Origin of the sequence: Pseudomonas sp. Ant30-3 (genome assembly GCF_000690905.1) — a bacterium.
Lineage (GTDB): Bacteria > Pseudomonadota > Gammaproteobacteria > Pseudomonadales > Pseudomonadaceae > Aquipseudomonas.
The window spans coordinates 14,520-37,892 of the sequence record NZ_JMCL01000053.1; the positions used below are offsets into that span (position 1 = coordinate 14,520).

General features: G+C 58.3%; 22 protein-coding genes. 11 read left to right on the forward strand and 11 right to left on the reverse strand.

The genetic code is table 11. The features are described 5' to 3' along the window. The first annotated feature begins 26 nt into the window (after positions 1 to 26). The gene (gene flgE / locus DU29_RS0113490) at positions 27 to 1,343 is read left to right on the forward strand and encodes a flagellar hook protein FlgE (RefSeq protein ID WP_028622197.1); all 1,317 of its coding nucleotides are present in this window, start codon (positions 27 to 29) and stop codon (positions 1,341 to 1,343) included. 400 nt (positions 1,344 to 1,743) lie between these two features. Here the strand turns inward: flgE and DU29_RS0113495 are convergent, their stop codons facing one another. Then, on the reverse strand, positions 1,744 to 4,638 hold the full coding sequence (locus tag DU29_RS0113495; RefSeq protein ID WP_028622198.1) for a ribonucleoside-diphosphate reductase subunit alpha: 2,895 nt from the start codon (positions 4,636 to 4,638) through the stop codon (positions 1,744 to 1,746). Between the two features lie 731 nt (positions 4,639 to 5,369). On the opposite strand from DU29_RS0113495, the gene DU29_RS0113500 reads away from it, so the two are divergent. The 4 genes from DU29_RS0113500 (at position 5,370) to DU29_RS0113515 (ending at position 8,680) form a co-directional block, all read left to right on the forward strand. After that, complete coding sequence (locus DU29_RS0113500) at positions 5,370 to 6,092, forward strand: response regulator (RefSeq protein WP_028622199.1); 723 nt, start codon at positions 5,370 to 5,372, stop codon at positions 6,090 to 6,092. Further along, positions 6,089 to 7,699: an ATP-binding protein gene (locus tag DU29_RS0113505; RefSeq protein ID WP_028622200.1), complete on the forward strand. Its 1,611-nt coding sequence runs from the start codon at positions 6,089 to 6,091 to the stop codon at positions 7,697 to 7,699. Before DU29_RS0113500 ends, DU29_RS0113505 begins: the two co-directional genes overlap by 4 nt. 80 nt (positions 7,700 to 7,779) lie before the next feature. Continuing rightward, positions 7,780 to 8,361, forward strand: a complete 582-nt coding sequence (locus DU29_RS0113510; protein WP_028622201.1) for a DJ-1/PfpI family protein — start codon at positions 7,780 to 7,782, stop codon at positions 8,359 to 8,361. Between the two features lie 13 nt (positions 8,362 to 8,374). Further along, on the forward strand, positions 8,375 to 8,680 hold the full coding sequence (locus tag DU29_RS0113515) for a ribbon-helix-helix domain-containing protein (RefSeq protein WP_028622202.1): 306 nt from the start codon (positions 8,375 to 8,377) through the stop codon (positions 8,678 to 8,680). A 115-nt stretch (positions 8,681 to 8,795) separates the two neighbouring features. Here the strand turns inward: DU29_RS0113515 and DU29_RS0113520 are convergent, their stop codons facing one another. Together DU29_RS0113520 and DU29_RS0113525 are read right to left on the reverse strand one after the other, a co-directional pair. Next, positions 8,796 to 9,683: a dihydrodipicolinate synthase family protein gene (locus DU29_RS0113520; protein ID WP_028622203.1), complete on the reverse strand. Its 888-nt coding sequence runs from the start codon at positions 9,681 to 9,683 to the stop codon at positions 8,796 to 8,798. Positions 9,684 to 9,710: 27 nt separating this feature from the next. After that, positions 9,711 to 10,493, reverse strand: a complete 783-nt coding sequence (locus tag DU29_RS0113525; RefSeq protein WP_028622204.1) for an aldolase — start codon at positions 10,491 to 10,493, stop codon at positions 9,711 to 9,713. A 159-nt stretch (positions 10,494 to 10,652) separates the two neighbouring features. On the opposite strand from DU29_RS0113525, the gene DU29_RS0113530 reads away from it, so the two are divergent. After that, entirely contained in the window at positions 10,653 to 11,195 is a 543-nt protein-coding gene (locus tag DU29_RS0113530; RefSeq protein WP_028622205.1) for a helix-turn-helix domain-containing protein, read from the forward strand. A gap of 112 nt (positions 11,196 to 11,307) precedes the next feature. Here DU29_RS0113530 and DU29_RS0113535 read toward each other — a convergent pair whose 3' ends face one another. Beyond that, positions 11,308 to 12,327 (reverse strand): DUF4917 family protein, encoded by a 1,020-nt coding sequence (locus DU29_RS0113535; protein ID WP_028622206.1) that lies wholly within the window; start codon positions 12,325 to 12,327, stop codon positions 11,308 to 11,310. 157 nt (positions 12,328 to 12,484) lie between these two features. Here DU29_RS0113535 and yiaY point away from each other — a divergent pair, with 157 nt between their 5' ends. Further along, positions 12,485 to 13,633, forward strand: coding sequence for an L-threonine dehydrogenase (yiaY, locus tag DU29_RS0113540; protein WP_028622207.1), 1,149 nt, complete (start codon positions 12,485 to 12,487; stop codon positions 13,631 to 13,633). On the opposite strand, the gene DU29_RS0113545 is transcribed toward yiaY, so the two are convergent. The 3 genes from DU29_RS0113545 to DU29_RS0113555 form a co-directional block, all read right to left on the reverse strand. Next, the gene (locus tag DU29_RS0113545; RefSeq protein ID WP_028622208.1) at positions 13,630 to 14,796 is read right to left on the reverse strand and encodes a multidrug effflux MFS transporter; all 1,167 of its coding nucleotides are present in this window, start codon (positions 14,794 to 14,796) and stop codon (positions 13,630 to 13,632) included. The two genes, yiaY and DU29_RS0113545, sit on opposite strands and share 4 nt — an antisense overlap. A gap of 16 nt (positions 14,797 to 14,812) precedes the next feature. Then, on the reverse strand, positions 14,813 to 16,045 hold the full coding sequence (locus tag DU29_RS0113550) for an aminotransferase class I/II-fold pyridoxal phosphate-dependent enzyme (protein WP_028622209.1): 1,233 nt from the start codon (positions 16,043 to 16,045) through the stop codon (positions 14,813 to 14,815). A 346-nt stretch (positions 16,046 to 16,391) separates the two neighbouring features. Further along, on the reverse strand, positions 16,392 to 16,880 hold the full coding sequence (locus DU29_RS0113555; RefSeq protein ID WP_028622210.1) for a DMT family transporter: 489 nt from the start codon (positions 16,878 to 16,880) through the stop codon (positions 16,392 to 16,394). Positions 16,881 to 16,958: 78 nt separating this feature from the next. Between DU29_RS0113555 and DU29_RS0113560 the strand changes: the two genes are divergently transcribed. Together DU29_RS0113560 and DU29_RS0113565 are read left to right on the forward strand one after the other, a co-directional pair. Continuing rightward, the gene (locus DU29_RS0113560; RefSeq protein ID WP_028622211.1) at positions 16,959 to 17,870 is read left to right on the forward strand and encodes a LysR family transcriptional regulator; all 912 of its coding nucleotides are present in this window, start codon (positions 16,959 to 16,961) and stop codon (positions 17,868 to 17,870) included. Between the two features lie 229 nt (positions 17,871 to 18,099). Then, positions 18,100 to 18,603, forward strand: a complete 504-nt coding sequence (locus DU29_RS0113565; protein WP_028622212.1) for a DUF4142 domain-containing protein — start codon at positions 18,100 to 18,102, stop codon at positions 18,601 to 18,603. Between the two features lie 49 nt (positions 18,604 to 18,652). On the opposite strand, the gene DU29_RS0113570 is transcribed toward DU29_RS0113565, so the two are convergent. Beyond that, positions 18,653 to 19,063 (reverse strand): low affinity iron permease family protein, encoded by a 411-nt coding sequence (locus tag DU29_RS0113570; RefSeq protein WP_028622213.1) that lies wholly within the window; start codon positions 19,061 to 19,063, stop codon positions 18,653 to 18,655. 170 nt (positions 19,064 to 19,233) lie between these two features. On the opposite strand from DU29_RS0113570, the gene DU29_RS1000000132990 reads away from it, so the two are divergent. Next, a complete protein-coding gene (locus DU29_RS1000000132990; protein WP_177326958.1) occupies positions 19,234 to 19,380 on the forward strand; it encodes a hypothetical protein in 147 nt (48 codons plus the stop codon). Between the two features lie 60 nt (positions 19,381 to 19,440). After that, on the forward strand, positions 19,441 to 20,211 hold the full coding sequence (tam, locus tag DU29_RS0113580) for a trans-aconitate 2-methyltransferase (RefSeq protein ID WP_028622214.1): 771 nt from the start codon (positions 19,441 to 19,443) through the stop codon (positions 20,209 to 20,211). A 227-nt stretch (positions 20,212 to 20,438) separates the two neighbouring features. On the opposite strand, the gene DU29_RS0113585 is transcribed toward tam, so the two are convergent. The 3 genes from DU29_RS0113585 to DU29_RS0113595 all read right to left on the reverse strand — a co-directional run bounded on the left by DU29_RS0113585 (position 20,439) and on the right by DU29_RS0113595 (position 23,360). Further along, positions 20,439 to 21,965 (reverse strand): Fic family protein, encoded by a 1,527-nt coding sequence (locus DU29_RS0113585; RefSeq protein ID WP_028622215.1) that lies wholly within the window; start codon positions 21,963 to 21,965, stop codon positions 20,439 to 20,441. Positions 21,966 to 22,217: 252 nt separating this feature from the next. Further along, the gene (locus tag DU29_RS0113590; RefSeq protein WP_028622216.1) at positions 22,218 to 22,484 is read right to left on the reverse strand and encodes a hypothetical protein; all 267 of its coding nucleotides are present in this window, start codon (positions 22,482 to 22,484) and stop codon (positions 22,218 to 22,220) included. Between the two features lie 468 nt (positions 22,485 to 22,952). After that, positions 22,953 to 23,360: a type II toxin-antitoxin system HicB family antitoxin gene (locus tag DU29_RS0113595; RefSeq protein ID WP_028622217.1), complete on the reverse strand. Its 408-nt coding sequence runs from the start codon at positions 23,358 to 23,360 to the stop codon at positions 22,953 to 22,955. Between the last annotated feature and the right edge of the window lie 13 nt (positions 23,361 to 23,373).

The following is a 23,373-nucleotide window of genomic DNA, read 5'->3' on the forward strand; positions in this document are numbered from 1 at the left end:
GACTAACCCGGCAAAAGGAGTGGAATATGTCTTTCAATATCGGCCTTAGCGGTCTCTATGCAGCCAATAAACAACTGGACGTGACCGGTAACAACATCGCCAACGTGGCGACCACCGGTTTCAAATCGTCCCGTGCAGAATTCGAAGATGTCTACTCGGCGACCAAGCTGGGTTCGGGCAGCAAGACCGTCGGCAGTGGCGTGCGCCTGGCCAACGTGGCCCAGCAATTCACCCAGGGTGACATCAACAACACCGGCAACGTGCTGGACATGGGCATCAATGGCTCCGGTTTCTTCGTGCTGAACGACAGCGGTTCGTTGTCTTACACCCGTTCCGGCACGTTCAAGGTCGACAAGGAAGGTTACGTGACCAACAGCGACGGCTCTGCGCGTCTGCAGGGTTACGGCGTGGATGCCAATGGCAAGATCCAGAACGGCATCCTCACCGACCTGCGCATCGATACGTCAAACCTCGCGCCTAAGTCCACCAGCGTGGTGTCCTCGACGATCAACCTGAACTCCACCGCACCGGTGATCGATCAGGCCGTTGTCACCAACCTGTTCGATCCGACCAAGACCGAGACCTTCACCAAGCAGTTCAGTACGCCGGTATTCGACAGCCAGGGCAATCAGCACCAGATGGACCAGTACATGGTCAAGACGGGCGCGAACACTTGGGACACTTACACCCTGATCGATGGCCGCAACCCTGACGGCAGCGATCCTAAAGTGACCGGTCCAGTGCCGTCGACCATGGTCTTCGACACCTCGGGCAAACTGGTTTCCGTTACCACGCCAGCTACCCCGACCCCGATCGTCAGCCCTGATCTGAAAGTCACCGGTTGGGTCCCAGGCACTGTTACTGACGGTGTGTGGACGGCCAACGGCGCAGCGGCGAACCCGGACGGTGTGACCATTTCCATGAGCAACACCACCCAATTCAACGCCGATACCGCGCGTTCGATCCCGGCGCAGAACGGTTATGCCACTGGCCAGATCACCAACCTGACCATCGACGGCAGCGGTGTGATGCTGGCTAACTTCAGCAACTACCAGACCAAGCCGATCGGCCAGATCTCGCTCGCCAGCTTCACCAATGAGCAAGGTCTGCAGGCAGTGGGCGGCACCAGCTGGAAAGAGACTTACTCGTCGGGCATCCCGGGCTACGATGCGCCGGAAACCGGCACCCTGGGCCAGATCCGCTCCAACGCGCTGGAAGAGTCCAACGTCAATCTGACCAGCGAACTGGTCGACCTGATCAAGGCGCAGAGCAACTACCAGGCGAACGCCAAGACCATCTCCACCCAGAGCACCATCATGCAGACCATCATTCAGATGGCTTGATGCGGGTGGGTTGAAAATGCTGCACAAGGAGCCCCTCGAGAGAGGGGCTTTTTTGTGGGCGGGATTTTTATCGCGGGGTCAGGATTTTGTGTGGTCGGGGAGGGCCTCATCGCTGGCAAGCCAGGCTCCTACAGGAATTATGGTGCTCACAAATCCATCAAACGATACGAAACTTGTGGGAGCATGGCTTGCCCGCGATGGCGCCAGACCGTCAGTGCCTCCCACAAGATTTTTGGTGCTCACATATCATCAAACGATACGAACCCTGTAGGAGCGTGGCTTGCCCGCGATGGCGTCGTACCGGCCAGCACATTTGTATAGGCAAAAGAAAACCCCCGACCATCAACAAGACTGATCGGGGGTTTCGAGGTCAGCGCCTTGCAGCGCTTACCGGCTCAGCTTATTGGCAAGCTTCGCAATCCGGCTCGTCGATGGCGCAAGCCTTCGGCACTGGAGCAGGGCCGGCTGGCGCTGCCAGCACCGAATCGTCACCGTGGTTGCCGCCGCTGGAAACAGCGTTCAGCTTGCCGGTGTTGATGGTCGACTTCTCGGTGCTGGTCGCGGCCAGGGCACGGAGGTAGTAAGTGGTTTTCAGACCACGGTACCAGGCCATGCGGTAGGTCACGTCGAGCTTCTTGCCCGAAGCGCCGGCGATGTACAGGTTCAGCGATTGAGCCTGGTCGATCCACTTCTGACGACGGCTGGCCGCGTCAACGATCCACTTGGTGTCCACTTCGAACGCAGTCGCGTAGAGCTCTTTGAGTTCTTGCGGGATGCGCTCGATCTGCTGCACCGAACCGTCGTAGTACTTGAGGTCGTTGATCATGACCGAGTCCCACAGACCGCGAGCCTTCAGGTCGCGAACCAGGTACGGGTTGATCACGGTGAATTCGCCCGACAGGTTCGACTTCACGTAGAGGTTCTGGTAAGTCGGTTCGATCGACTGCGACACGCCGGTGATGTTGGCGATGGTCGCGGTCGGTGCGATGGCCATGATGTTGGAGTTACGAATGCCTTTCTGTACACGGGCGCGAACCGGTGCCCAGTCGAGGGATTCGTTGAGGTCAACGTCGATGTACTTCTGGCCACGTTGCTCGATCAGGATCTGTTGCGAATCCAGCGGCAGGATGCCCTTGGACCACAGCGAACCCTGGAACGTCTCGTAAGCGCCACGCTCGTCGGCCAGGTCGCAGGAAGCCTGGATCGCGTAGTAGCTGACCGCTTCCATCGACTTGTCGGCGAACTCGACGGCAGCGTCGGAACCGTAAGGAATGTGCTGCAGGTACAGCGCATCCTGGAAGCCCATGATGCCCAGACCGACCGGACGGTGCTTGAAGTTGGAGTTCTTCGCTTGCGGCACCGAGTAGTAGTTGATGTCGATCACGTTATCGAGCATCCGTACGGCGGTGTTCACGGTGCGTTCCAGCTTGGCGGTGTCCAGCTTGCCGTTGACGATGTGGTTCGGCAGGTTGATCGAGCCCAGGTTGCAAACGGCGATCTCGTCCTTGTTGGTGTTCAAGGTGATCTCGGTGCACAGGTTCGAGCTGTGAACCACGCCGACGTGCTGCTGCGGGCTGCGCAGGTTGCACGGGTCTTTGAAGGTCAGCCATGGGTGGCCGGTTTCAAACAGCATGGACAGCATTTTGCGCCACAGGTCTTTGGCCTGGATGGTCTTGAACAGCTTGATCTTGCCCGGGTACTGGGACAGGGCTTCGTAGTATTCGTAGCGCTCTTCGAAGGCTTTGCCGGTCAGATCGTGCAGGTCCGGCACTTCGGATGGCGAGAACAGAGTCCACTGGCCGTCATCGAAGACGCGCTTCATGAACAGGTCAGGGATCCAGTTGGCGGTGTTCATGTCGTGGGTACGACGACGATCATCACCGGTGTTCTTGCGCAGCTCGATGAACTCTTCAATGTCCATGTGCCAGGTTTCCAGGTAGGCACACACAGCGCCTTTGCGCTTGCCACCCTGGTTAACGGCGACGGCGGTGTCGTTCACCACTTTCAGGAACGGCACGACGCCCTGGGATTTGCCGTTGGTGCCCTTGATGTACGAACCCAAGGCACGAACCGGCGTCCAGTCGTTGCCCAGGCCGCCAGCAAATTTCGACAACATGGCGTTGTCGTGAATCGCGTGGTAAATGCCCGACAGGTCATCCGGCACGGTGGTCAGGTAGCAGCTCGACAACTGTGGACGCAGGGTGCCGGCGTTGAACAGGGTCGGGGTCGAGGACATGTAGTCGAAGGACGACAACAGGTTGTAGAACTCGATCGCACGGTCTTCCTTGTTCTTCTCTTCGATCGCCAGGCCCATGGCCACACGCATGAAGAAGATCTGCGGCAGTTCGAAGCGGATACCGTCCTTGTGGATGAAGTAACGGTCGTACAGGGTTTGCAGGCCAAGGTACGTGAACTGTTGATCGCGCTCGTGGTTGATGGCCTTGCCGAGTTTTTCCAGGTCAAAAGTGGCCAGGATCGGGTTCAGCAATTCGAATTCGATACCCTTGGCGATGTAAGCAGGCAAGGCCTTGGCGTACAGGTCGACCATTTCGTGGTGGGTCGCGCTTTCGGCAACGTTGAGGAAATTCAGGCCTTCGGCACGCAGGGTGTCCATCAGCAGGCGGGCGGTGACGAACGAGTAGTTCGGCTCACGCTCGACCAGGGTGCGGGCGGTCATCACCAAAGCGGTGTTGACGTCGGTCAGGGCCACGCCGTCGTAGAGGTTTTTCAGGGTTTCGCGCTGGATCAGGTCGCCGTCGACTTCTTCCAGGCCTTCGCACGCTTCGGTAACGATGGTGTTCAGGCGACCCATGTCCAGAGGCGCAAAAGTGCCATCGGCGCGAGTGATGCGGATCGACGGGTGAGCGTTGACCGCTTCCTCGGCCGGCGCGTGGGCAGCGCGTTCTTTCGAACGACCGTCACGGTAGATCACGTAGTCGCGCGCCACTTTCTGCTCGCCGGCACGCATCAGGGCCAGTTCGACCTGGTCCTGGATTTCTTCGATGTGGATGGTGCCGCCCGATGGCATGCGACGCTTGAACGTTGCGGTGACCTGTTCGGTCAGGCGCGCCACGGTGTCATGGATTCGCGACGAAGCGGCAGCGGTGCCGCCCTCAACTGCGAGAAACGCTTTGGTGATCGCGACGGTGATTTTGTCGTCGGTATAAGGAACGACAGTGCCGTTACGCTTGATCACGCGCAGCTGGCCAGGCGCGGTGGCGGACAGATCCGAAGTCGAATCAGCGGCCTGCGGCAAGGTGCCCTGCGGGTTCTCGCGAGTTGTGTCGGTTTGCATGGGGGGTTGTCTCCACATTCTCTATGTTTGTTTGGGCACCATCACGGTGCCCACCGTTCTGTCCTGAAGCACTACAACCGACAGGCGTCGGGCATAACCACTTCGGGACAGTAGGAAAAAGCTAATGATGCCGCTTCCGTGCCGAAGTCTTTGGTGCCGAGCCTGGGCCCGAAACCGGATTCCTTTCAGGGTGTGAGTCTTACTGCAACACCCGTACCGTTTCGGCAATTTTTGGCCTGAAAAACGGTGCCATCCGCAGAGGCGGTATGGGCTTGAAAAATCACGCTGGTCAACCCTAAACAGGCAATTAAAGCGCTTGAGTTTCTGGTCTGAAATGTGGTTGGTCTTTTAAGCTAAAACCCTACATGTAGGGTTTTTTTCGCGACGGGCTACAAGATAATGCGTTTTGGGGGGTGTTGCAACGTACTACCTGTGGATAAGCCTGTGCGTAAATTGTGTGTGAAAGGTGGAACGTGCGTGTAAGCCGCGACGCTACTGGAGCGGACCCTTTTTCAGGGTTTTTCAGTGATTGGAAACGGTCCGTCGGTTTTTCAAGGGCGCGAACCTGATCACAGAAAAATCGACGTTTTCGGATGCATTTATCGGCTTGTGTTCTCGGCGGCCGGCGTTTATACAATCGGCCGATGCACACGCATTCTTATCCTCCCCAATCATTACAAAAAGACGGGCGGATCCTTCTTTATTGATGTTGTTGGCTAGCAGAGGTCACCGTGGAGCAAGAAGCCTGGCAGGTATTGATTGTCGAGGATGACCAGCGACTGGCCGAACTGACCCGCGATTACCTGGAAGCCAATGGCCTGCGTGTTTCGATCGAGGGCAATGGCGCACGCGCGGCGGCGCGCATCATCAATGAGAAACCAGACCTGGTGATCCTCGACCTGATGCTGCCCGGCGAAGATGGCCTGAGCATCTGCCGCAAGGTTCGCGACCGCTACGACGGGCCGATCCTGATGCTCACGGCCCGCACCGACGACACCGACCAGATTCTCGGCCTCGACCTGGGGGCCGACGATTACGTGTGCAAACCCGTGCGCCCGCGCCTGTTGCTGGCGCGCATTCAGGCGCTGCTGCGGCGTAGCGAGGCACCCGAAGCGGCGCCGGAAAAACAACGGCGTTTGCAATTTGGACCGCTGGTCGTCGACAACGCATTGCGCGAGGCCTGGTTGAACGACAACGGCATCGAACTGACCAGCGCCGAATTCGATCTGCTCTGGCTATTGGTCGCCAACGCCGGGCGCATCTTGTCTCGCGAAGAGATTTTCACCGCTCTGCGCGGCATCGGCTATGACGGCCAGGACCGCTCGATCGACGTGCGCATCTCGCGCATTCGCCCCAAAATCGGTGACGACCCCGAGCATCCGCGCCTGATCAAGACCATCCGCAGCAAAGGCTATCTGTTCGTCCCTGAAGCCTGCGTAGACGCTTCGTTGTGAACTCGATCTTTCTGCGCATTTACGGTGGCATGTGCGCTGCGCTGATTCTGGTAGCGGTGCTCGGCGTGCTGGCCTTGCACCTGCTCAATCAGGTGCGTAGCGAGCAATACCGCGAACGCCTGGCCCACGGAACGTTTTCGCTGATGGCCGACAACCTGCAACCCATGAACGAAACCCAGCGCCACCGTGCGATTCTGGGCTGGGAGCGGTTGCTGGGGATTCCGTTGGGGCTGAAGACGTTCGCCCAGACCGATCTCGATCTCACCCAGCGCACCCGTGTGCTGCGCGGTCAGGCGCTGGTTGAGCAAACCGGGCCGCATGCGGCGAAGGTCTATCGGCTGGTCAGCGAGAAGGAGCAGCTTGTCCTCACGGGTGAGGTGCAGCAGATCAGCGAACAGCTGGCGCGGGCGACCATTTATTTGCTCGCCGACGAATTGGTGCGCGTGCCCGTGGCCGATCAGCCCAAACGCCTCGCGCAGTTGAAGGAAGAAAAGGGCTTCGGCTTCGATTTGCGCCTGGTCACGGTCGATCAGGCCGACATGGATGAAGACCAGAGCCGCCGGGTTTCCGAGGGCGATACGGTGATGGCGCTGGGCAAGGGCGGTGATTCGATCCGGGTGTTTGCCGGCATGGTCGGCACACCGTGGGTCCTGGAAATCGGGCCGCTGTATCAGATGAACCCGTATCCGCCGCAATGGCTGGTGTTGATCGCGGCCCTCGGTCTGAGCCTGATCGGCCTGATTGTCTACTTGCTGGTGCGACAACTGGAACGTCGCCTGCGCGGTCTTGAAGCCGCCGCCACACGCATCGCCAAGGGCAGCCTGGAAACCCGCGTGCCGACACGCGGCGCCGACTCGGTCGGGCGTCTGGCCTCGGCGTTTAACGGCATGGCCGAGCATCTGCAGCAGTTGCTGGCGATTCAGCGTGAACTGGTGCGCGCGGTGTCTCACGAATTGCGTACGCCGGTGGCGCGCCTGCGTTTCGGCCTGGAGATGATCGGCTCGGCGACCACGCCTCAGGCACTGGAAAAGTATCGCGAGGGCATGGACCACGACATCGAAGATCTCGACAAGCTGGTCGATGAAATGCTCACGTACGCACGGCTGGAGCAGGGCTCGCCGGCGCTGAATTTCCAGCGCATTGATCTGGATGCGCTGGTCAATCAAGTGATCGAAGAGCTCGCGCCGTTGCGCGCCGACGTCAGCGTGCAGCGCGGTTTGTGCCTGTCAGCGGCGGATTGCGACGACGCCTGGGTCGAGGCCGAGCCGCGTTACCTGCACCGCGCGATTCAGAACCTGGTAGGCAACGCCATGCGTCATGCGCAGTCGCGGGTGACCGTCAGTTATCAGGTTGGCCAGCAGCGTTGTCGAGTCGACATCGAAGACGACGGGCCAGGCGTGCCGGAATCGGCGTGGGAAAAAATCTTCACGCCATTCCTGCGCCTTGATGACAGCCGAACCCGGGCGTCGGGCGGGCATGGGCTGGGATTGTCGATCGTGCGGCGGATTATTCACTGGCACGACGGACGGGCGTTGATCAGCAAGAGCAAGAGCCTGGGCGGCGCGTGTTTCAGCCTGAGCTGGCCGAGGAATCAGGAGCGGCGCTGAGGTAGTAGGGGGTTATTACCTGCGGTTGTGGGAAAGGACTACCGTGAGTCTTCCCATGCTTTCCCGGAGGACTCTTCCCCATGGCTGCCAAGAACATTCTGATGCTGGTCGGCGATTACGTCGAAGATTATGAAGTGATGGTGCCGTTTCAGGCGCTGCTGATGGTTGGCCATACGGTGCACGCCGTCTGTCCGGACAAGTCCGCCGGGCAGACCGTGCGCACCGCGATTCATGATTTTGAAGGCGACCAGACCTACAGCGAAAAACCTGGACACCTGTTCGCCTTGAATTTCGACTTCGACCAGGTGGCCGAGGCGGACTACGACGCGCTGTTGATTCCCGGCGGCCGTGCGCCCGAGTACCTGCGCCTGAACGAAAAAGTTCTCGAACTGGTGCGAGCCTTCGACAAGGCCGGCAAACCGATCGCCGCCGTGTGCCATGGTGCGCAATTGCTGGCAGCGGCGGGCATTCTCGAAGGTCGCGAGTGCAGTGCTTACCCGGCCTGCGCCCCGGAGGTGCGGCTGGCCGGTGGCACGTTCATCGATATCCCGGTGACGCAGGGCCACGTTCAAGGCAATCTGGCGACTGCTCCGGCATGGCCGGCACACCCGAACTGGCTCGCCGGTTTTCTCGGCTTGCTGGGCACCAAAATCACCTTGTAACGAAGGCCCTGTCATGTGCGAGCTGTACGTCAAAGCCGATCCGATTCTCTACGAATCGCGCTCGCGCTCGTTGCGCATCCGTGGCGTGGTGACCACGTTGCGCCTGGAGAATCAGTTCTGGGACATCCTCAGTGAGATCGCCGAGGTCGATGGCATGACCACCAACCAGTTGATCGCCAAGCTGTATGAAGAGGTGATGGATTATCGCGGGGAGGTGGTGAATTTTGCTTCGTTTCTGCGGGTGAGTTGTACGCGCTATCTGAGCCAGCGGCGGGCGCAAGCGCCGGCGTTGTCGGTGGTGCGCTCGGCGGTGAAGTAGCGTAGACCGCGTCGCTCACACTGCCGAATTTTACTGGAGGAACGAGCCTGCTCGCGATGGTCTGAGCGCCGCCGCGAGCAAATTCGCTTCCAGTCAGTGGGCGAGGCCCTGAACATCACCGCAGCGCTTTCAACAAGCTTTGCAATTGATTGCAACCTGCCTCACTCAACGGAAACACCGGCAGCCGCGGATCGCCCACTTCCAGCCCTGTCGCCCGCAAGCCCGCCTTGATGGTCGCCGGCAAGCCGCCCTTGAGGATGAAATCCAGCAGCGGCAACTGGCGATAGAACAGTTCACGCGCCTTGCCCAGATCTTTCGACAGCGTTGCTTCGTACAGGTCGAGGTTGAGCTGCGCAATCAGGTTCGGCGCCGCCGTGCACCAGCCTGCAGCGCCCGCCGCAAACGCTTCCAGCGCCAATGGGTTGCAGCCGTTGTAGAAAGGCACCTGACCTTCGCCCAGCAGTTGCAGCCTGTGCATGCGCTGAATGTCGCCAGTGCTTTCCTTGACCATGGTCACGTTTTCCACGCCGTTGACGATCCGCAGAATCAGGTCGACCGACATGTCAGTGCCGCTGGTGGCCGGGTTGTTGTAGAGCATGATTGGCACGCCGATGCTGTCGCCGATGGCGCGGTAATGGGCGAGGATTTCCGCTTCGGTCAGCTTCCAGTAGGACGTCGGCAACACCATCACCACGTCGGCGCCGTGGGCCTCGGCAAAACGGGCGCGGCGCACGGCTTTGGCGGTGGTCAGGTCGGACACGCTGACAATCGTTGGCACGCGCTTGGCCACGTGCTTAATGCTGAATTCGCTGACCTGATCCCACTCGGCATCGCTCAGGTAAGCGCCTTCGCCAGTGCTGCCCAGCGGGGCGATCGCATGCACGCCGCTTTCGATCAAGCGGTCGATGGAGCGGCCGAGCGCGTCGAGGTCAACGCCTTCGCCATTGGCGCCGAACGGGGTGATGGTGTAGCCGATGATGCCGTGAATGTTTGGGTTCGACATGGTGTCTCTCCTTTGAAAAGGGTGGGTTCAGTTCAGGCAATCGGCGTGTTGGCGCAGGTTCTGCCGAGCGTAATAGTTGAAAGCGGCGGCGTGGCGCTTGGGCCGGGCAATCCAGTCGTGAGCTTCACGGCCGAGTTCGGGAATGATCGGCTTGATGGTGCCGGCACTCATCGCCAGCAACTGCAACCTGGCCGCGCGTTCGATCAATTGCGCGATGACACACGCTTCTTCAATGGTGCTGCCGGTGGACAGTTGGCCGTGGTGCGAAAGCAGCACCGCGCGCTTGTCGCCAAGAGCGCCGGCGATCAGATCGCCTTCTTCGTTACCGACCGGCACGCCCGGCCAGCCTTGCAGAAACGCGCAGTCGTCGTAGAGCGGGCAGAGGTCCATGTGGGAAATCTGCAGCGGCACTTCGAGCATCGACAGCGCTGCGATGTGGGTCGGGTGCGTGTGGATGATGCAGTTCACATCCGGCCGGGCGCGGTAAACCCAACTGTGGAAACGGTTCGCCGGGTTAGGCATGCCGTGACCCTCGAGCACTTCCAGATCTTCGTTGACCAGCAGCAGGTTGCTGGCGGTGATCTCGTCGAAACCCAGCCCCAGTTGCTGAGTGTAATAGGTGCCGGGCTGCGGGCCACGGGCGGTGATTTGCCCGGCCAGGCCAGAGTCGTGACCATTCTCGAATAGAATACGGCAGGTCAGGGCCAGCTTTTGCCGGTCGGTCCACGTATTATCCGCCAGGGTATTTTGCATCTGCGTCAGGGCTTGCTTGACCAGTTGTTCTTTGGGTAGTGCTAAGGTCTTGGCCATATCGGTGTCCCTTGGTGCGTTCAATGGACGTCGGGTTTGCCGTTCACTCGTTGCTCGCAAAGTCTTCGGTGAATGCAAATGACACGAATGATGCTATATGACACTTTGTGTCATTGGCAAGGATAAGTCGTCACTTCCTTGATGGATTAATCGCTGCGCATGTCTATCCGTTTGAAGTTATTGAGAAAAAAACTTGGCGTGACGCTGGAGGCCCTGGCCGAAAAGTCCGGCATGACCAAGAGTTATCTGTCGAAAGTCGAGCGGGGGTTGAACACGCCGTCAATTGCGGCCGCGCTGAAACTGGCCAAGGCGCTGAATGTGAAGGTCGAGGAATTGTTCTCCGAAGACAGCGTCAGCCTCGACAGCTACAGCCTGGTACGCAGTCACGAGCGCCAGTCGCTGGCGGCCAACGACCAGAGCCCCGGTTATGCGGTGCTGGCGCATCAGGTCAGCGAGCGCAGCCTGGTGCCGTTCATCATCTACCCGCCGACCGAGTTCACCGACAAGGCCTTCAAGGAGCATATGGGCGAAGAGTTTCTGTTCGTCCATGAAGGGCAGGTGGAAGTGGATTTCATGAACGAGCGCGTGCTGCTCGATCGCGGGGATGCGCTGCACTTCAACGCGCAAAAACCGCACCGGTTGCGCTCAGTGGGTGAGGTGCAGGCGCAGTTGTTGGTGGTGGTGCATAGCAGCGAAGAGTGAGTTGACTGGGCTGACGCCATCGCGAGCAGGCTCGCTCCCACAGGGGATCTTCAAGCACCTCAAGTCCAATGTGGGAGCGAGCCTGCTCGCGATGGCGTCAGCCGCATCTGCGCTAAACCTCGACGGGCACCGCCAGCTTCGAGCTCCCCAACGCGTGTGTCTTCGCATCAAAGAACCGCAGCTCACACCCCGTCCCCTCAAACAGCTTCGCGTAATGCCGCTTCTGATGCTGGATGAACGCCTTGCTGCGCGGATTGATCGAGATCGCCACCACGTTCGGTTTCGCCTGGCGCAGCGCGTGCACGATGTGGTTGTCCTGCTCACCCAGCGCGTGACCAAACACGCACAAACCCTCGCCATGCCCCAGCAACTGCTCATAGCAGAACGACAGATAATCCGAGCTGCGAATGGTCTTGAGTTTGTCCGCACTCGGCCCTTCGTTCACAAACAGCGGCACGTCATCCAGCGTCTTGATTGTGTTGTTGATGGCGAAACTGCCGAGCAACGTGCCCTCAGTGGACATCAGTTTGCGCGCGGTGCCGTCCTGATTGCGCACCAGGTGCAAACCGCCATGCAGGTACAGCAAGCGGGTCTTGTCGGTGACCGTCGCGCTCAAGTCAAAACCAGGTTCAGCACCTTGAAACAGATCGGTGATCGCCTCGGGCTGCTGCTGGATCGCCCAATAGCTGAGCAAATCATAGTTGGTGGTGAACACCGTCCGGTAGCGACCGAATTCCTGACTGATCGTCGCCAAGGTTGCCGGCACCACCAGCCGCCATGGAATGTGCACAGCGTGCACGGTATTGATCAGTGCTTCCTTGATCGCGTAGTACCGATTACGCGGCGCGGCGGAACTGACCGCCAGCGCCTTGTTCACGCGGCTGGTGATTTTCAACGCGCTGAGCACTTGCTCGAAGCTTCGGGTCTGCATTGCCTCGAACACGCTGAGCTCGGACTGGCTCAGGGGTTTTTCTTCAACGGTGCGGGCGTTTTCGAACAGCGAGTCGTAGCCAAAATCGTCCCACACCGCACGGCTGGCGCCGTTGCCCACCAGCAGGCCGCTGAACGAAGCGGTGGTGCGCAAGGCGTTCCAGTCTTCAAGTTGGGCATCAACATCCTGGAAATCGGTCATTGCGTTGGTCGTCTCGAAACTAAAGGTCGGATGGGCGGCGACTTTATCACGACGCGGACTTGCGCCAGATCAACATCCGCTGCTGCAGGTGAGCCGATGCTGTGTGTACCCGCGTAATCGGCATTGCTGATTCGGCCACTCGTCTGGAGATTCGCTCATGAGCAGCACATTTTTCATCCCCGCCGTGAACATCATGGGCATCGGTTGCCTCGACGAAGCGATGACGGCCATCGGCAAATACGGTTTTCGCAAAGCCTTGATCGTCACCGACACAGGACTGGCCAAGGCTGGCGTGGCGAGCATGATTGCCGAGAAACTGTCGATGCTGGACATCGACTCGGTCATTTTTGACGGCGCCAAACCCAATCCGAGCATCGCCAACGTCGAAAGCGGCCTCGGTCTGCTCAAGGAAAGTCACTGCGATTTCGTGGTGTCGCTGGGCGGTGGCTCGCCCCATGACTGCGCCAAAGGCATCGCCCTGTGCGCGACGAATGGCGGGCAGATCCGCGATTACGAAGGTGTTGATCAATCGAGCAAACCACAGCTGCCACTGATCGCGATCAACACCACTGCCGGCACCGCCAGCGAGATGACACGCTTCTGCATCATTACCGACGAATCGCGCCACGTGAAAATGGCCATCGTCGACCGCAACGTCACGCCGCTGCTGTCAGTCAATGATCCAGCGCTGATGGTCGCCATGCCGCAAAGTCTGACTGCCGCCACCGGCATGGACGCGTTGACCCACGCGATCGAAGCCTACGTGTCGACCGCTGCCAACCCGATCACCGACGCTTGTGCGCTCAAAGCCATTACCCTGATCAGTAACAACCTGCGTCTGGCGGTGCGCGACGGCAGTGACCTGGCCGCCCGGGAAAACATGGCTTACGCGCAGTTCCTCGCAGGCATGGCGTTCAACAATGCATCGCTGGGTTACGTGCATGCCATGGCCCATCAACTGGGCGGTTTCTACGATTTGCCCCACGGTGTCTGCAACGCAGTCCTGCTGCCGCACGTGCAAAGTTTCAACGCACTGGTCTGCGCCGCGCGCCTGACCGATGTCGCCCACGCCATGGGCGCCGATGTTCGCGGCTGCACCCCGGAAGAGGGCGCCCAGTCAGCCATCGAAGCCATCCGCAGCCTGTCGCAAGACGTGCAGATCCCCGCCGGTCTACGCGCCCTTGGCGCCCGCCTTAACGACATACCGACGCTCGCCACCAATGCCCTGAAAGACGCCTGCGGTGTCACCAATCCAAGGGTGGCGGATCAGCGGCAGATCGAGGAAATATTCCGCAGCGCTTTTTAAGAACTGTCGGGCGCGGGCGCGAGCTTGACGCAGAGCAGCGCGCCTATCGCCAGCACGGTGCATAACAATGACAGCGGCCACGCCTGCTGACTGGCGATCAGGCTGGCGACGCCGCTAATCACAGCGGCCATCAGTTGATGAATGAAACCGCTCAACGCCATCGCGTAAGTGCCACCGACCGGCGCACCGTCGTTGGCCAGCGACAGGCTGACCGGGTAATTCAGTGACTGCCCGAATACCGCAACGCAGAAGGGCAACCAGAAAAGCAGCGCAATCGAAGTGGCCGCAATGCTGCCCAGCAACATCATGGCACTGCCGGCGATGACCAGCCCCACGCCCACCACCATCATTCGACGCTGACCTGTGCGCACCACCAGCGCATTGACCCCCAATGCCCCAAGAAAATAAGCCGCACTGATCGGCCATCCCAACAACCCGTACTCCGCCGCCGACCAGTTGAACGCCCCCTGCAGAATCAAGGGCGCAGCGGTATTGAACGCGATGATCACGCCATAACCGAGCCCACCGCTGAGTGCCGGTAGAAGGAAAGACCGAGCACGCAGAATGCGCCAGTAGCTCGGCCAGGCAGCTTGCTGAATTTCGTTTTCCTTCTGGATGGGAAATGTGACGCCTGCAACGAATATCGCCAGGACAAGGGTCACAGCGCCTAAGAGGTAAAAGATCGCTGGCCAACCCAGGCCGATCTGGATGACCGAGCCCAGGTACTGTCCGATGCCCAGCGCTACCACGAAAGAGATCGAAATCCACGACAAGGCCTTGGCCAGCAGCTCCCCACGAAAACTGTCGCGAATCAGCACCCGGGCCATGACCGAAATGCCGCTGGCCCCAATGCCCTGAATCAGTCGAAAAATCAGAAACGCTTCAAGCGTCTGACTCAGCGGCAGCGCAAGGTTGGCCAAGCCGTAAACACCGAGCGCCGCCATCAACACCGGTTTGCGGCCGATGCGCTGACCAAGGCTGCCCCACAACAGAATCGGTGCGGCCATGCCAATCAAATACACCGCCAGCCCCCACGCCACCTGCGAGGCATCGCCCGATAAATCCCGCGAAATCTCCGGTAATGCCGGCAGGTAAATGCTCATGCCCAGTTGTGCGAGGAACACTGTGCTGCAGGTGATCAGGAGAGTGGTGCTGGTTTTCATGGCATGTTCCCAGACCTCAGTCGACTTTATTTCCACCGTGTTTGCGAATCAGAGCCTTTACCAATTCGCAAAAATGGTGAATTACCGCCGGTTCCATGTCGGCACGCAACGTGATTCTGATTGCTGCCTGGTCTTGCGCAACCACCGGGAAAAATACGGCAGAGGTAAAGAACCCGAGGTCAGCCAGTTCTATAGCGACGCTGTTGGCCTGTTCTGCTTTTCCGCAGAAAAGTAGCCGAATCGCCATGTTGCTACCGAATTGCTTGGTAGGCACGAGAGTGTCAAAAAGCTTGATGTTGGATTGGAGACGGTCCTGCAGTTCGGCAAACTCCAGCGTCCTATGCAGCTGTATTGACGCCCTGCCTGCCCCGATAGCCGCGCTGTTCAGACTCTGCGACCAGTTACTGGGGCCACCGTAGCGTTGGATTAGAATCTTCTGCCGCTCGCTGCCTAGCATCACGAGTCCGCCACTGGCGCCAAAAGATTTGGCAAGGGAGGCAACGATCAGACAGTCATCATCCAGCGTGGGGATTTTCGGACGCACGAGGCCGATGCCGCATGTTCCTACGGCGGACAGTGCGTGTGAGTCGTCCATGTAGAGAAATAGGCCGTAACGGTCTTTCAAGTACCGAAGACTTTCCATGTCAGCGACCCCACCCATGCTGTATGCGCCGTCGGCGATGTAAGCAACCTTGTCATTCCGCTTACACAAATCCTCAAGAAAGTTCATATCGTTATGCGGGCAAGTCACTACTCGAGTTTCGTCGGCGCATGCCGGTCTTGTGTGGCTCATCGAATAATGCGCCAGTCGATCAAAAGCCATCAGAGGGGGACGATTCTGAGTGAAGACGCCACTGGCGAGCAGGGGAAGGATCCCTGCGCTCGCAGCGCTGCACGACAAGGTACTCAAACAGATGGCACCAAATAGATCCGACAACTCAGCTTCGTACTGATCCAATATCGCTAACTTGCAGCGGTTCTTTGAGTTCGCGATCCGTAGTGTTCCGGTTTCTCGTAACGCGGTTACAGCCCCTTCGATCAGGGAAGGATGATGATCCAGTCCTAGATAGGACGTCGTGCAGAAGTGGTGAAGCGATCGACCGAATTGATCCACCATTTGGTTGGTGGCTTTTACTTCAACGTTGAGCCCCGCGATTTTACCGGCCTGTGCGGATTGCCAGTCGTGGTCTGCCAGCCTGATGAGTTTTTGATAATTAGTGAAGGTATTAGCAATGTGCGTCTGGCCCATTTGAGCGTGTCTTTCCATTGAGTGAAGCGATCCATTGATTGAAGCGTTCGGCGTGCCAGGCAAAATTTACAGGGTATGACTTGGGTTTTTGAATCAGCTGTTTCCGGTACCGTTGAGTGTTACGAGTGATAAACATGTAGGGCAATGCCCGGAAGATTGTGGGTCAAAAGCATAATCAAGCGTCCCCCGACCCAGATTGCATCGACATTGCACGCTAACCTTAATGACGCTGCTGTGGATTGCCGCAGAACCTGCGCATACCCAATAAGGTTGAAAGATCGCAGCATTCGGCAACTCCTAACGGAGCAAGCGTCTCGCGGGAGTCGCAGAGGCCGCTATCTCCTGATCATCCCGCCGTCGCCAACGCCTTGCCCATCGAATCCCCGAACTGAATCAACACCACCCCCGCAAGCAACAAAAGCGCGCCGAACAATCGTGGCAAGGTCACCTGCTGCTGCACCAGCCCGAACCAGCCGAAGTGATCCAGCAACAGCGATGCCACCACTTGCCCGGCCAGGGCCAGTGCGATGAATCCCGACGCGCCAAGCTTGGGCAGCAGCACCAAGGCCAGCGAGATGAAGACCACCCCGAACGCGCCGCCGGTCCACATCCACAACGGCGCTTTGCTGATGAAACCCAGTGACGGCAAAGGCAGGCGCAACGCCAGAATGATCGGCAGCAACACTAAAACGCTCACCAGCAATGACGCCAATGTCGCCCATAACGGATGGCCAAGACCGCGCGTAAGGTTGGCGTTGATCGCACTTTGAAACGGCACCACCGCGCCGGCAATCACCGCCAGCATCAGCAGACCTGCGTAATACAACCAACTCATGGTGTTATTTCCTGAAGGATTTACTGGACTCTAGGTCATTCGTCGCGCAAATTTAAATTCCATATTGCTATCCAGAACATGCAGCAGATGAATGATCTACGACGCATCGACCTGAACCTGTTGGTGATCCTCGAGGCCCTGCTCAGTGAGCAACACGTCACCCGCGCGGCCGAGCGTCTGCACCTGAGTCAGCCTGCCGTCAGCCATGCGTTGGCGAGACTGCGCGACGTGCTGGGCGATCCGCTGCTGGTGCGCGCCGGTGCCGGGCTTGTGCCCACGCCGCGTGCACTTGAGCTGATCGCGCCGCTGTCCGAGGCGCTGGCTCAAGTGCAATCGCTGCTGGCACCCAACGCGTTCGATCCGGCCACGGCCGAGCGCACCTTTCGCCTGGCGATGTCTGACTACGGCGCGGCCATCGTCCTGCCCGGATTGATCCGCACCTTGCGTCGCGAAGCACCGGGTATCGATCTGCAAATCAGTCATGCCAGCCGAGAAGGCATGCTCGACGCCATCCTCAATGGTGACATCGATCTGGCAGGGGGGGTCTTTCCGGAATTGCCCAGCGAAGTGCGCAGCACCCCGCTGTTCGACGAGCATTACGCCTGCCTCGTCGACCGCAACAGCTTGCCCGCCGAGGGTGTTCTGGACTTGCCGTCTTATTTGGCGCGTCCGCATGTGCTGCTAGAGATGCGCGGCAGCGGCACGCCGGAAATCGAGCGTGCGCTGACGGCACTGCGCGAACGCCGCCGCGTCGCGATCAGCCTGCCGCACTGGAGCGTCGCGCCGGATTTGATCAGCGGCACCGACCTGATCCTGACGGTCGCCTCACGCGGCTTGCGCGATATTGACGAGCAGTCGCTGGTCGTCGTGCCGCCGCCGTTTCATATTCCATCGTTCAGCTTTGTGCTGGCATGGCATAAACGTCGAGGTGGGGATCAGGCGTTGAACTGGTTGAATGGGCGGATTGGGGAGGGGATAAACTCCCTGTGATTTCGGTGTTGCTTTCGAAACATATCAGTGATTGAGAGGCAGGCGTCGAGTATGAAAAATGGTTCTGGCGAACTCTGTAGGGAATAGAGAGTTGCTTGCTCCCGAGGCTTGATCCGTTCCACCGTTCGTCGCGTCGGCAGCCGATTTTCGAACCTTTGCCCTGAAGAAAATTCTCAACCTATGCGGGTTTCTGCCCGCTTCGAATTTTTTTCAGGAGGAGGGCGCGACCATGAGCCGGATGGCCACCCGTTTACGTACTACCATTTTCGCTTCGTTGTTGGGCCTGTGCGCGACCAGCGCGTTTGCCCAGTCACCCGCCGAATTCATCAATGATGCCTCGGCCAAAGGCATGGCCGACATCGAAGCCAGTCGTTTGGCGCACCAGAAATCCGAGTCCCAACAGGTCAAGGATTACACCATTGTCGTCATCAACGACCGCACTACCGCGAACCAGCACCTGGCGAAGATCGCCAAGCAACTGGACCTGCCGGTGGCGCCACGTGAAGAGGTCGTCGACAAAGCCAAGGCGCTGATGCCGGAAGTCAAGGATGGTACGACTTACGATCAGGCCTATGCCGCGAGTCAGGTGAAAACGACTCAGGAAGCAATTGCACAAATTGAACAAGTTGCGCAGAACACTGACGTACCTGAAATCAAAGCGTTCGCTGAGGAAACCCTGCCCAAGTTGCAGAACCACTTGCAGATGGCGCGGGCACTGCAAGCCAGTCGTTAATAGCTGGTAAAAAAAAAGGCGCGTGATTCAGATCACGCGCCTTTTTTATTCAGCATTCTTTCCAATTGGGCTTTTGCTTGCTGGTGGACACCAGGCCTTCGAGCTCGAATACTTCACTTTCGCCCATCGCACGATAGTGTCTGCGCAGTGCTTCAAGTTGCTTGAGGTCAAGTAATTCCAGGCCCAGCATGGCGTTTTTCGCCTCTTTGTTAACTCTCAACAGTTCATCGATTTTCAGGTGCAGGATATCGGTGTCGCGGTTTTGCGTGTTCTGAATCAGAAACACCATCAGGAAGGTGATGATGGTTGTCGAGGTGTTGATGATCAATTGCCAGGTGTCGTTGTAATTGAAGATCGGCCCGCTCAAGCCCCACACACCAATCAGAATCAATGCGCCCATGAACGTCTTCGGACTGCCGGCCCACAGGGCGAGTTTCTGCGAGATTTTTGCGAATTTCATTGCCGTCTTCCTTATTGGGATGCGCCTGAGTTTCAGACAGCGTGGCGATCTGGAAAATTCTGCTTACATATTCATATTCTGAGATAGGCATGGGTTTGCTCCGGGCATTGAGTGCAACCAACCAGAGAAGAACGGGTCACTACATCAGGTCCATCAATCCGGAGAACACCATGAACCTCGCCCGTTTGCTCTGCCTGTGCGGTTGCCTGTTCGCGCTGCAAGGCTGCTTCGACAATTCCGATAATGAAACCAAGGACAACACCGACGGCACCAAGTCATCGGTGCAGATGCAGGACAAGGACGCTGCCGATAAGTAGAAGTCGGCTCGCTGGGGTATGGTGAGCGACTCACTTGCCATGCCTCGACAGGAGAACCCGATGAGTTGGTCCGCCAAGCAATACGTCGCTTTTGAAGATGAACGCACCCGCCCGGCCCGTGACCTGCTGGCGGCGATTCCCGGCATGGATGTGCGTTCGGTCATCGACATCGGCTGCGGCCCGGGCAATTCGACCGAGTTGCTGGTGGAGCGTTTTGCCGGTGCCCAGGTGCGCGGGCTGGACAGTTCGACCGACATGATCGAGGCCGCCCGCAAGCGCTTGCCGCCGGTGCGATTCGACGTCTCTGATATTGATTGCTGGGATGAGAGCGGGCCGTTCGACGTGATTTTTGCCAACGCCGTGCTGCAATGGGTGCCGGATCACGCGACGCTCTTGCCGTCGCTGGTGAGCAAGCTCGCGCCCGGCGGCAGCCTGGCAATGCAGATGCCCGACAACCTCGATGAATCGACACATCGCCTGATGCGCGAAATCGCAGACGATGGACCGTGGGCGGAGAAACTCGCGGGCGCCGCCGGGTTACGAACGAAGAGAGAGAGCGCCTGCGCCTATTATTCGATGCTGAATTCGCACTGCGCGCGGGTCGATGTCTGGCGCACCACCTATCACCATCCGCTCGCAGGTGGCGCGGCGGCGGTGGTCGAATGGTTCAAGGGCAGCGGCTTGCGGCCGTTCCTCCAACCGCTGAATGACGCTGAGCAAGTTCAATATCTGGAGCAGTATCAGGCGGCAATCGAGCAGGCGTATCCGACGCTGGAAGATGGCTCGGTGCTGCTGCCGTTTCCGCGTTTGTTCATCGTCGCGACGCGCTAGGCTTCCAAGTAGCCACCGACATCCGCCCAGTCGCACTTTTGTAGCAGCTGGCGCAGCCTGCGTCCGGCTGCGTAGCAGCCGTCAAGCCAGAAGGCGCGGTATTTCTGACGACCTCAAGCTCGGGTTGACGAGGCGATATTCGAACGCGATTCCAGCCAGACGCAGGCTTCGCCAGCTGCTACAGATCGGGTGCCTTTGGGTACGCGTTTAGACGCGAAGGGCGCCCCTCAAGGCGTTTCTTCAAACGCCGAACGCACAGCCTCCACGACGCGTTGTGCAACACTGTCATCGTCAAGTTGCGGATAGCCTTTCTTCAACTTCCCGGAGACCTTCCAGCCATTCTCTTTGATCGAGCGAATGATCCGGTTCGCATCCTGATTGGGCATCTCTAGCACTTCTTTCAACTGTTCCTGAGCTCGCTGAAAGATCACCAGCACCCTGGCTTCATCCGCCATTTCCGTTCGAATGGTGTGCTTTACGACGTTTGCGGTGTACAGGACGTGTTCGGTCAAATCCGGATATCGCCAGGCAAAGCGCGCGTCTTCGTAATCATCAAAGAGGAAGTTGCTGGGCGTGCCATCCTCGTACGTCACGAGTTCACCGAACCGATAGGCTGTCGCGTAGCGTCGCATGAACGGTCGCGAGAACACTTCGAGCGTTCGATCGTAGCCGGCCCTGAAATCGATCGAGCTGGTAATGGTGGCTGACACCGGCAGGATCACACCGTCGGGCAGCGCTTTATCCCGAATAAGGGTGTCATTGATCAGGAAGCGATGAATTCGACCGTTGCCATCGCGCATGGGATGGATATACACAAAGCCAAATGCCAATACCGCAGCACGTGCAAGTGACTCCGCTCCACGGGTTGCGACCTCGAACTCGTTAAGTCCTGCCAGTAACTGCGCGAGGTCAGCGCAATGGGGTGCAATATAATGAACGATGTCTTCGCGCATCGTCGCTTGACCGACAAACACGGGAGAGCGTCGCAAGCCCAGTCCGATCGCGTCTTGCCCCAGAATCCCGGCTTGCAGGGATTGCAGACTGGCGTTGCTCAACGGGTTTTCAATATGCCCGCAGTGCTGAGCGATGACATGCGCAAACCGCTGGATGCGGTCGGCCTGATCAGCCTCTTTTTCGATGAGAAAGCTCGCGCGCGATTCCTTGAACGTCAGCCAACTGGCGGTGCGCAGCAAAATATCGGGGCCGAAGGTTTGATCCAGCTCAGCCAGTGCTGCGCGCAGATCAAATTGCAAAGCTTCCTGCAACGCTCCGGTGCGCCGCACCACGGGGCAAAACTCAGCTGTCCCGGGCAGGTTGTTATTGACTCGCCAACGTCGTGCTCGTATTGGGTCACGGCGAGTCAGGTAACTTTTTGAAGAAATGGCGTCGACGTAGCCGCCATTGGTCACGTCTGGCACATCCAGACGTTCTCCTCTGAGCCATTCGTAAAGGAACCCGGTGCGACGCGCGTACTGGCCGAAAGGCTCCCGTCGACACCAGTCTTCTATCGGCTGCGGGCCTGTTTTCGCAAACAGGCGAGCAAGGAACTCGAGATGAATCTCCTCGTATTTGAGGCCGAATTCGAAATGCCCTGCAAAATCGTCCGCCGGCCGATAGCTGGACGGGTATTTGTTCTGCACATGCCCGACGCCCTCGCGGCTGACGCGTGCGGTGCCGATGGTGGACTCAACCCGCAGAGGCTGCGCGAGTGCGATGCCGTAGCGACTGGCGAGGGTCATGAAACCGACTTGCATGGCGAAATCCTTTATTGCGCTCGTTAAAACGCTAACAGAACGTCGATACTATGCGAAAACGATAATTTCTGTGGGGATTTAAAACGCTAACAGGATGTGAAATTTGATATTAATTTAGGTGGTTTATGGGAAAACGCTAACGAGCAGAGTCGTAATGGTTATTGGCACACAAGCCTGGTCGCCCCTTTCGAGCATTGTTCGAGTATGCGTTTAACGCGAAGGGCGCCTTCTAAAGGCGCCCTGATAGACGATCTACTTTTCTGCATCCATCCGACGCGCCACCACATCCAGCACATCGCAACCATCGCGCAGCGGTATGCAGCACAGCATTGCAAAGTCGCTGAGGATGACCGAATCGGTATTGATGTCGCTGCGCATTGCGAGGTTTTCGAGCACCTGCGTCACCGCGTCAATTCGGTAGCGGGCGGTGCTTAGCAGAGAGTGAAGCGGTTGGGTAGTGTTTACGTAGAGCGAGGGGAGGTCGTCGGCGTTGCTGGTTAAAGCCATATATTCGTTCATGAGTGATTGCCTTTAAGTGAGTGAAATCACCTACCACTCTTCGTCGCCAAACAATGGGTGGTAGCTGTACGCGGGTTGGCGAACCGGATAAGGCACAAACCGGCAGACCCGAAGATCTCCCACGCACAGCCACCAAAAACTGGTAGCAAAATACGTCTAGAAACGCTCCGAGCATGCCCGGAGGTTTCTTTGCCTTATCATCGAGTCGCCAAACCCGACACGCCATTTGGGCGTGACCGGACTATAGGCTTCGAGACAAAAACACAGCAATGCGCAAGTGTACGGACAATTCCCAGAGTAGTGTAGGACGTTGCCTATTCAACGGTTTTTCACGCTTCGGGCTGCGGGGAGAGCGCAATCACCCACCCAAATGTGATGTGCACTCAACAGCAGACATCAGCAGCCCGACAAATCCCGCCCATAAAAAAACCGGCCCATCGTGGCCGGTCGTATGTGGGGCAAAAGCCATCAGCTCCCTTGCAACACCTTCAGCGCCGCCGAAGCCAGAAATCCTGAACGGCTCTTTTCTTCCGGATGATGCAGAACGTATTCATCAATGCGATTGAGCAGGTAACCAGGCAGGGTGATGTTCAGCTTCTGGGCTTTGCCTAAATATTTGGTGACGTCTATATCGATCAAAGCCCAGGTGCAGCCCGCGTATTTCGGATTGCTTGCATGCAAAGTGACTTTGTTCGCAGTCGGTATCGACGCACCGTCCTCTGCCAGGATTTCGAAATGGCCTTCAATGGCTTCCCGAGCCATCGCCATCGCATCATCGAGATCATCACCAGCCGAAAAACAGCCCGGGATATCTGGCACCTCCACGCCCCACGCGTGATCCTCATCGCCCATTGAAATCGCAATCGGGTAAAGCATGTGATTGTCCTCT

What these genes read in the sequence shown, in the direction of transcription:
- flgE (WP_028622197.1), top strand. Translation starts at nt 27, where the DNA reads ATGTCTTTCAATATCGGCCTTAGCGGTCTCTATGCAGCCAATAAACAA.
- DU29_RS0113495 (WP_028622198.1), bottom strand. Translation starts at nt 4,638, where the DNA reads ATGCAAACCGACACAACTCGCGAGAACCCGCAGGGCACCTTGCCGCAG.
- DU29_RS0113510 (WP_028622201.1), top strand. Translation starts at nt 7,780, where the DNA reads ATGGCTGCCAAGAACATTCTGATGCTGGTCGGCGATTACGTCGAAGAT.
- DU29_RS0113515 (WP_028622202.1), top strand. Translation starts at nt 8,375, where the DNA reads ATGTGCGAGCTGTACGTCAAAGCCGATCCGATTCTCTACGAATCGCGC.
- DU29_RS0113520 (WP_028622203.1), bottom strand. Translation starts at nt 9,683, where the DNA reads ATGTCGAACCCAAACATTCACGGCATCATCGGCTACACCATCACCCCG.
- DU29_RS0113525 (WP_028622204.1), bottom strand. Translation starts at nt 10,493, where the DNA reads ATGGCCAAGACCTTAGCACTACCCAAAGAACAACTGGTCAAGCAAGCC.
- DU29_RS0113530 (WP_028622205.1), top strand. Translation starts at nt 10,653, where the DNA reads ATGTCTATCCGTTTGAAGTTATTGAGAAAAAAACTTGGCGTGACGCTG.
- DU29_RS0113535 (WP_028622206.1), bottom strand. Translation starts at nt 12,327, where the DNA reads ATGACCGATTTCCAGGATGTTGATGCCCAACTTGAAGACTGGAACGCC.
- yiaY (WP_028622207.1), top strand. Translation starts at nt 12,485, where the DNA reads ATGAGCAGCACATTTTTCATCCCCGCCGTGAACATCATGGGCATCGGT.
- DU29_RS0113545 (WP_028622208.1), bottom strand. Translation starts at nt 14,796, where the DNA reads ATGAAAACCAGCACCACTCTCCTGATCACCTGCAGCACAGTGTTCCTC.
- DU29_RS0113550 (WP_028622209.1), bottom strand. Translation starts at nt 16,045, where the DNA reads ATGGGCCAGACGCACATTGCTAATACCTTCACTAATTATCAAAAACTC.
- DU29_RS0113555 (WP_028622210.1), bottom strand. Translation starts at nt 16,880, where the DNA reads ATGAGTTGGTTGTATTACGCAGGTCTGCTGATGCTGGCGGTGATTGCC.
- DU29_RS0113560 (WP_028622211.1), top strand. Translation starts at nt 16,959, where the DNA reads ATGCAGCAGATGAATGATCTACGACGCATCGACCTGAACCTGTTGGTG.
- DU29_RS0113565 (WP_028622212.1), top strand. Translation starts at nt 18,100, where the DNA reads ATGAGCCGGATGGCCACCCGTTTACGTACTACCATTTTCGCTTCGTTG.
- DU29_RS0113570 (WP_028622213.1), bottom strand. Translation starts at nt 19,063, where the DNA reads ATGAAATTCGCAAAAATCTCGCAGAAACTCGCCCTGTGGGCCGGCAGT.
- DU29_RS1000000132990 (WP_177326958.1), top strand. Translation starts at nt 19,234, where the DNA reads ATGAACCTCGCCCGTTTGCTCTGCCTGTGCGGTTGCCTGTTCGCGCTG.
- tam (WP_028622214.1), top strand. Translation starts at nt 19,441, where the DNA reads ATGAGTTGGTCCGCCAAGCAATACGTCGCTTTTGAAGATGAACGCACC.
- DU29_RS0113585 (WP_028622215.1), bottom strand. Translation starts at nt 21,965, where the DNA reads ATGCAAGTCGGTTTCATGACCCTCGCCAGTCGCTACGGCATCGCACTC.
- DU29_RS0113590 (WP_028622216.1), bottom strand. Translation starts at nt 22,484, where the DNA reads ATGAACGAATATATGGCTTTAACCAGCAACGCCGACGACCTCCCCTCG.
- DU29_RS0113595 (WP_028622217.1), bottom strand. Translation starts at nt 23,360, where the DNA reads ATGCTTTACCCGATTGCGATTTCAATGGGCGATGAGGATCACGCGTGG.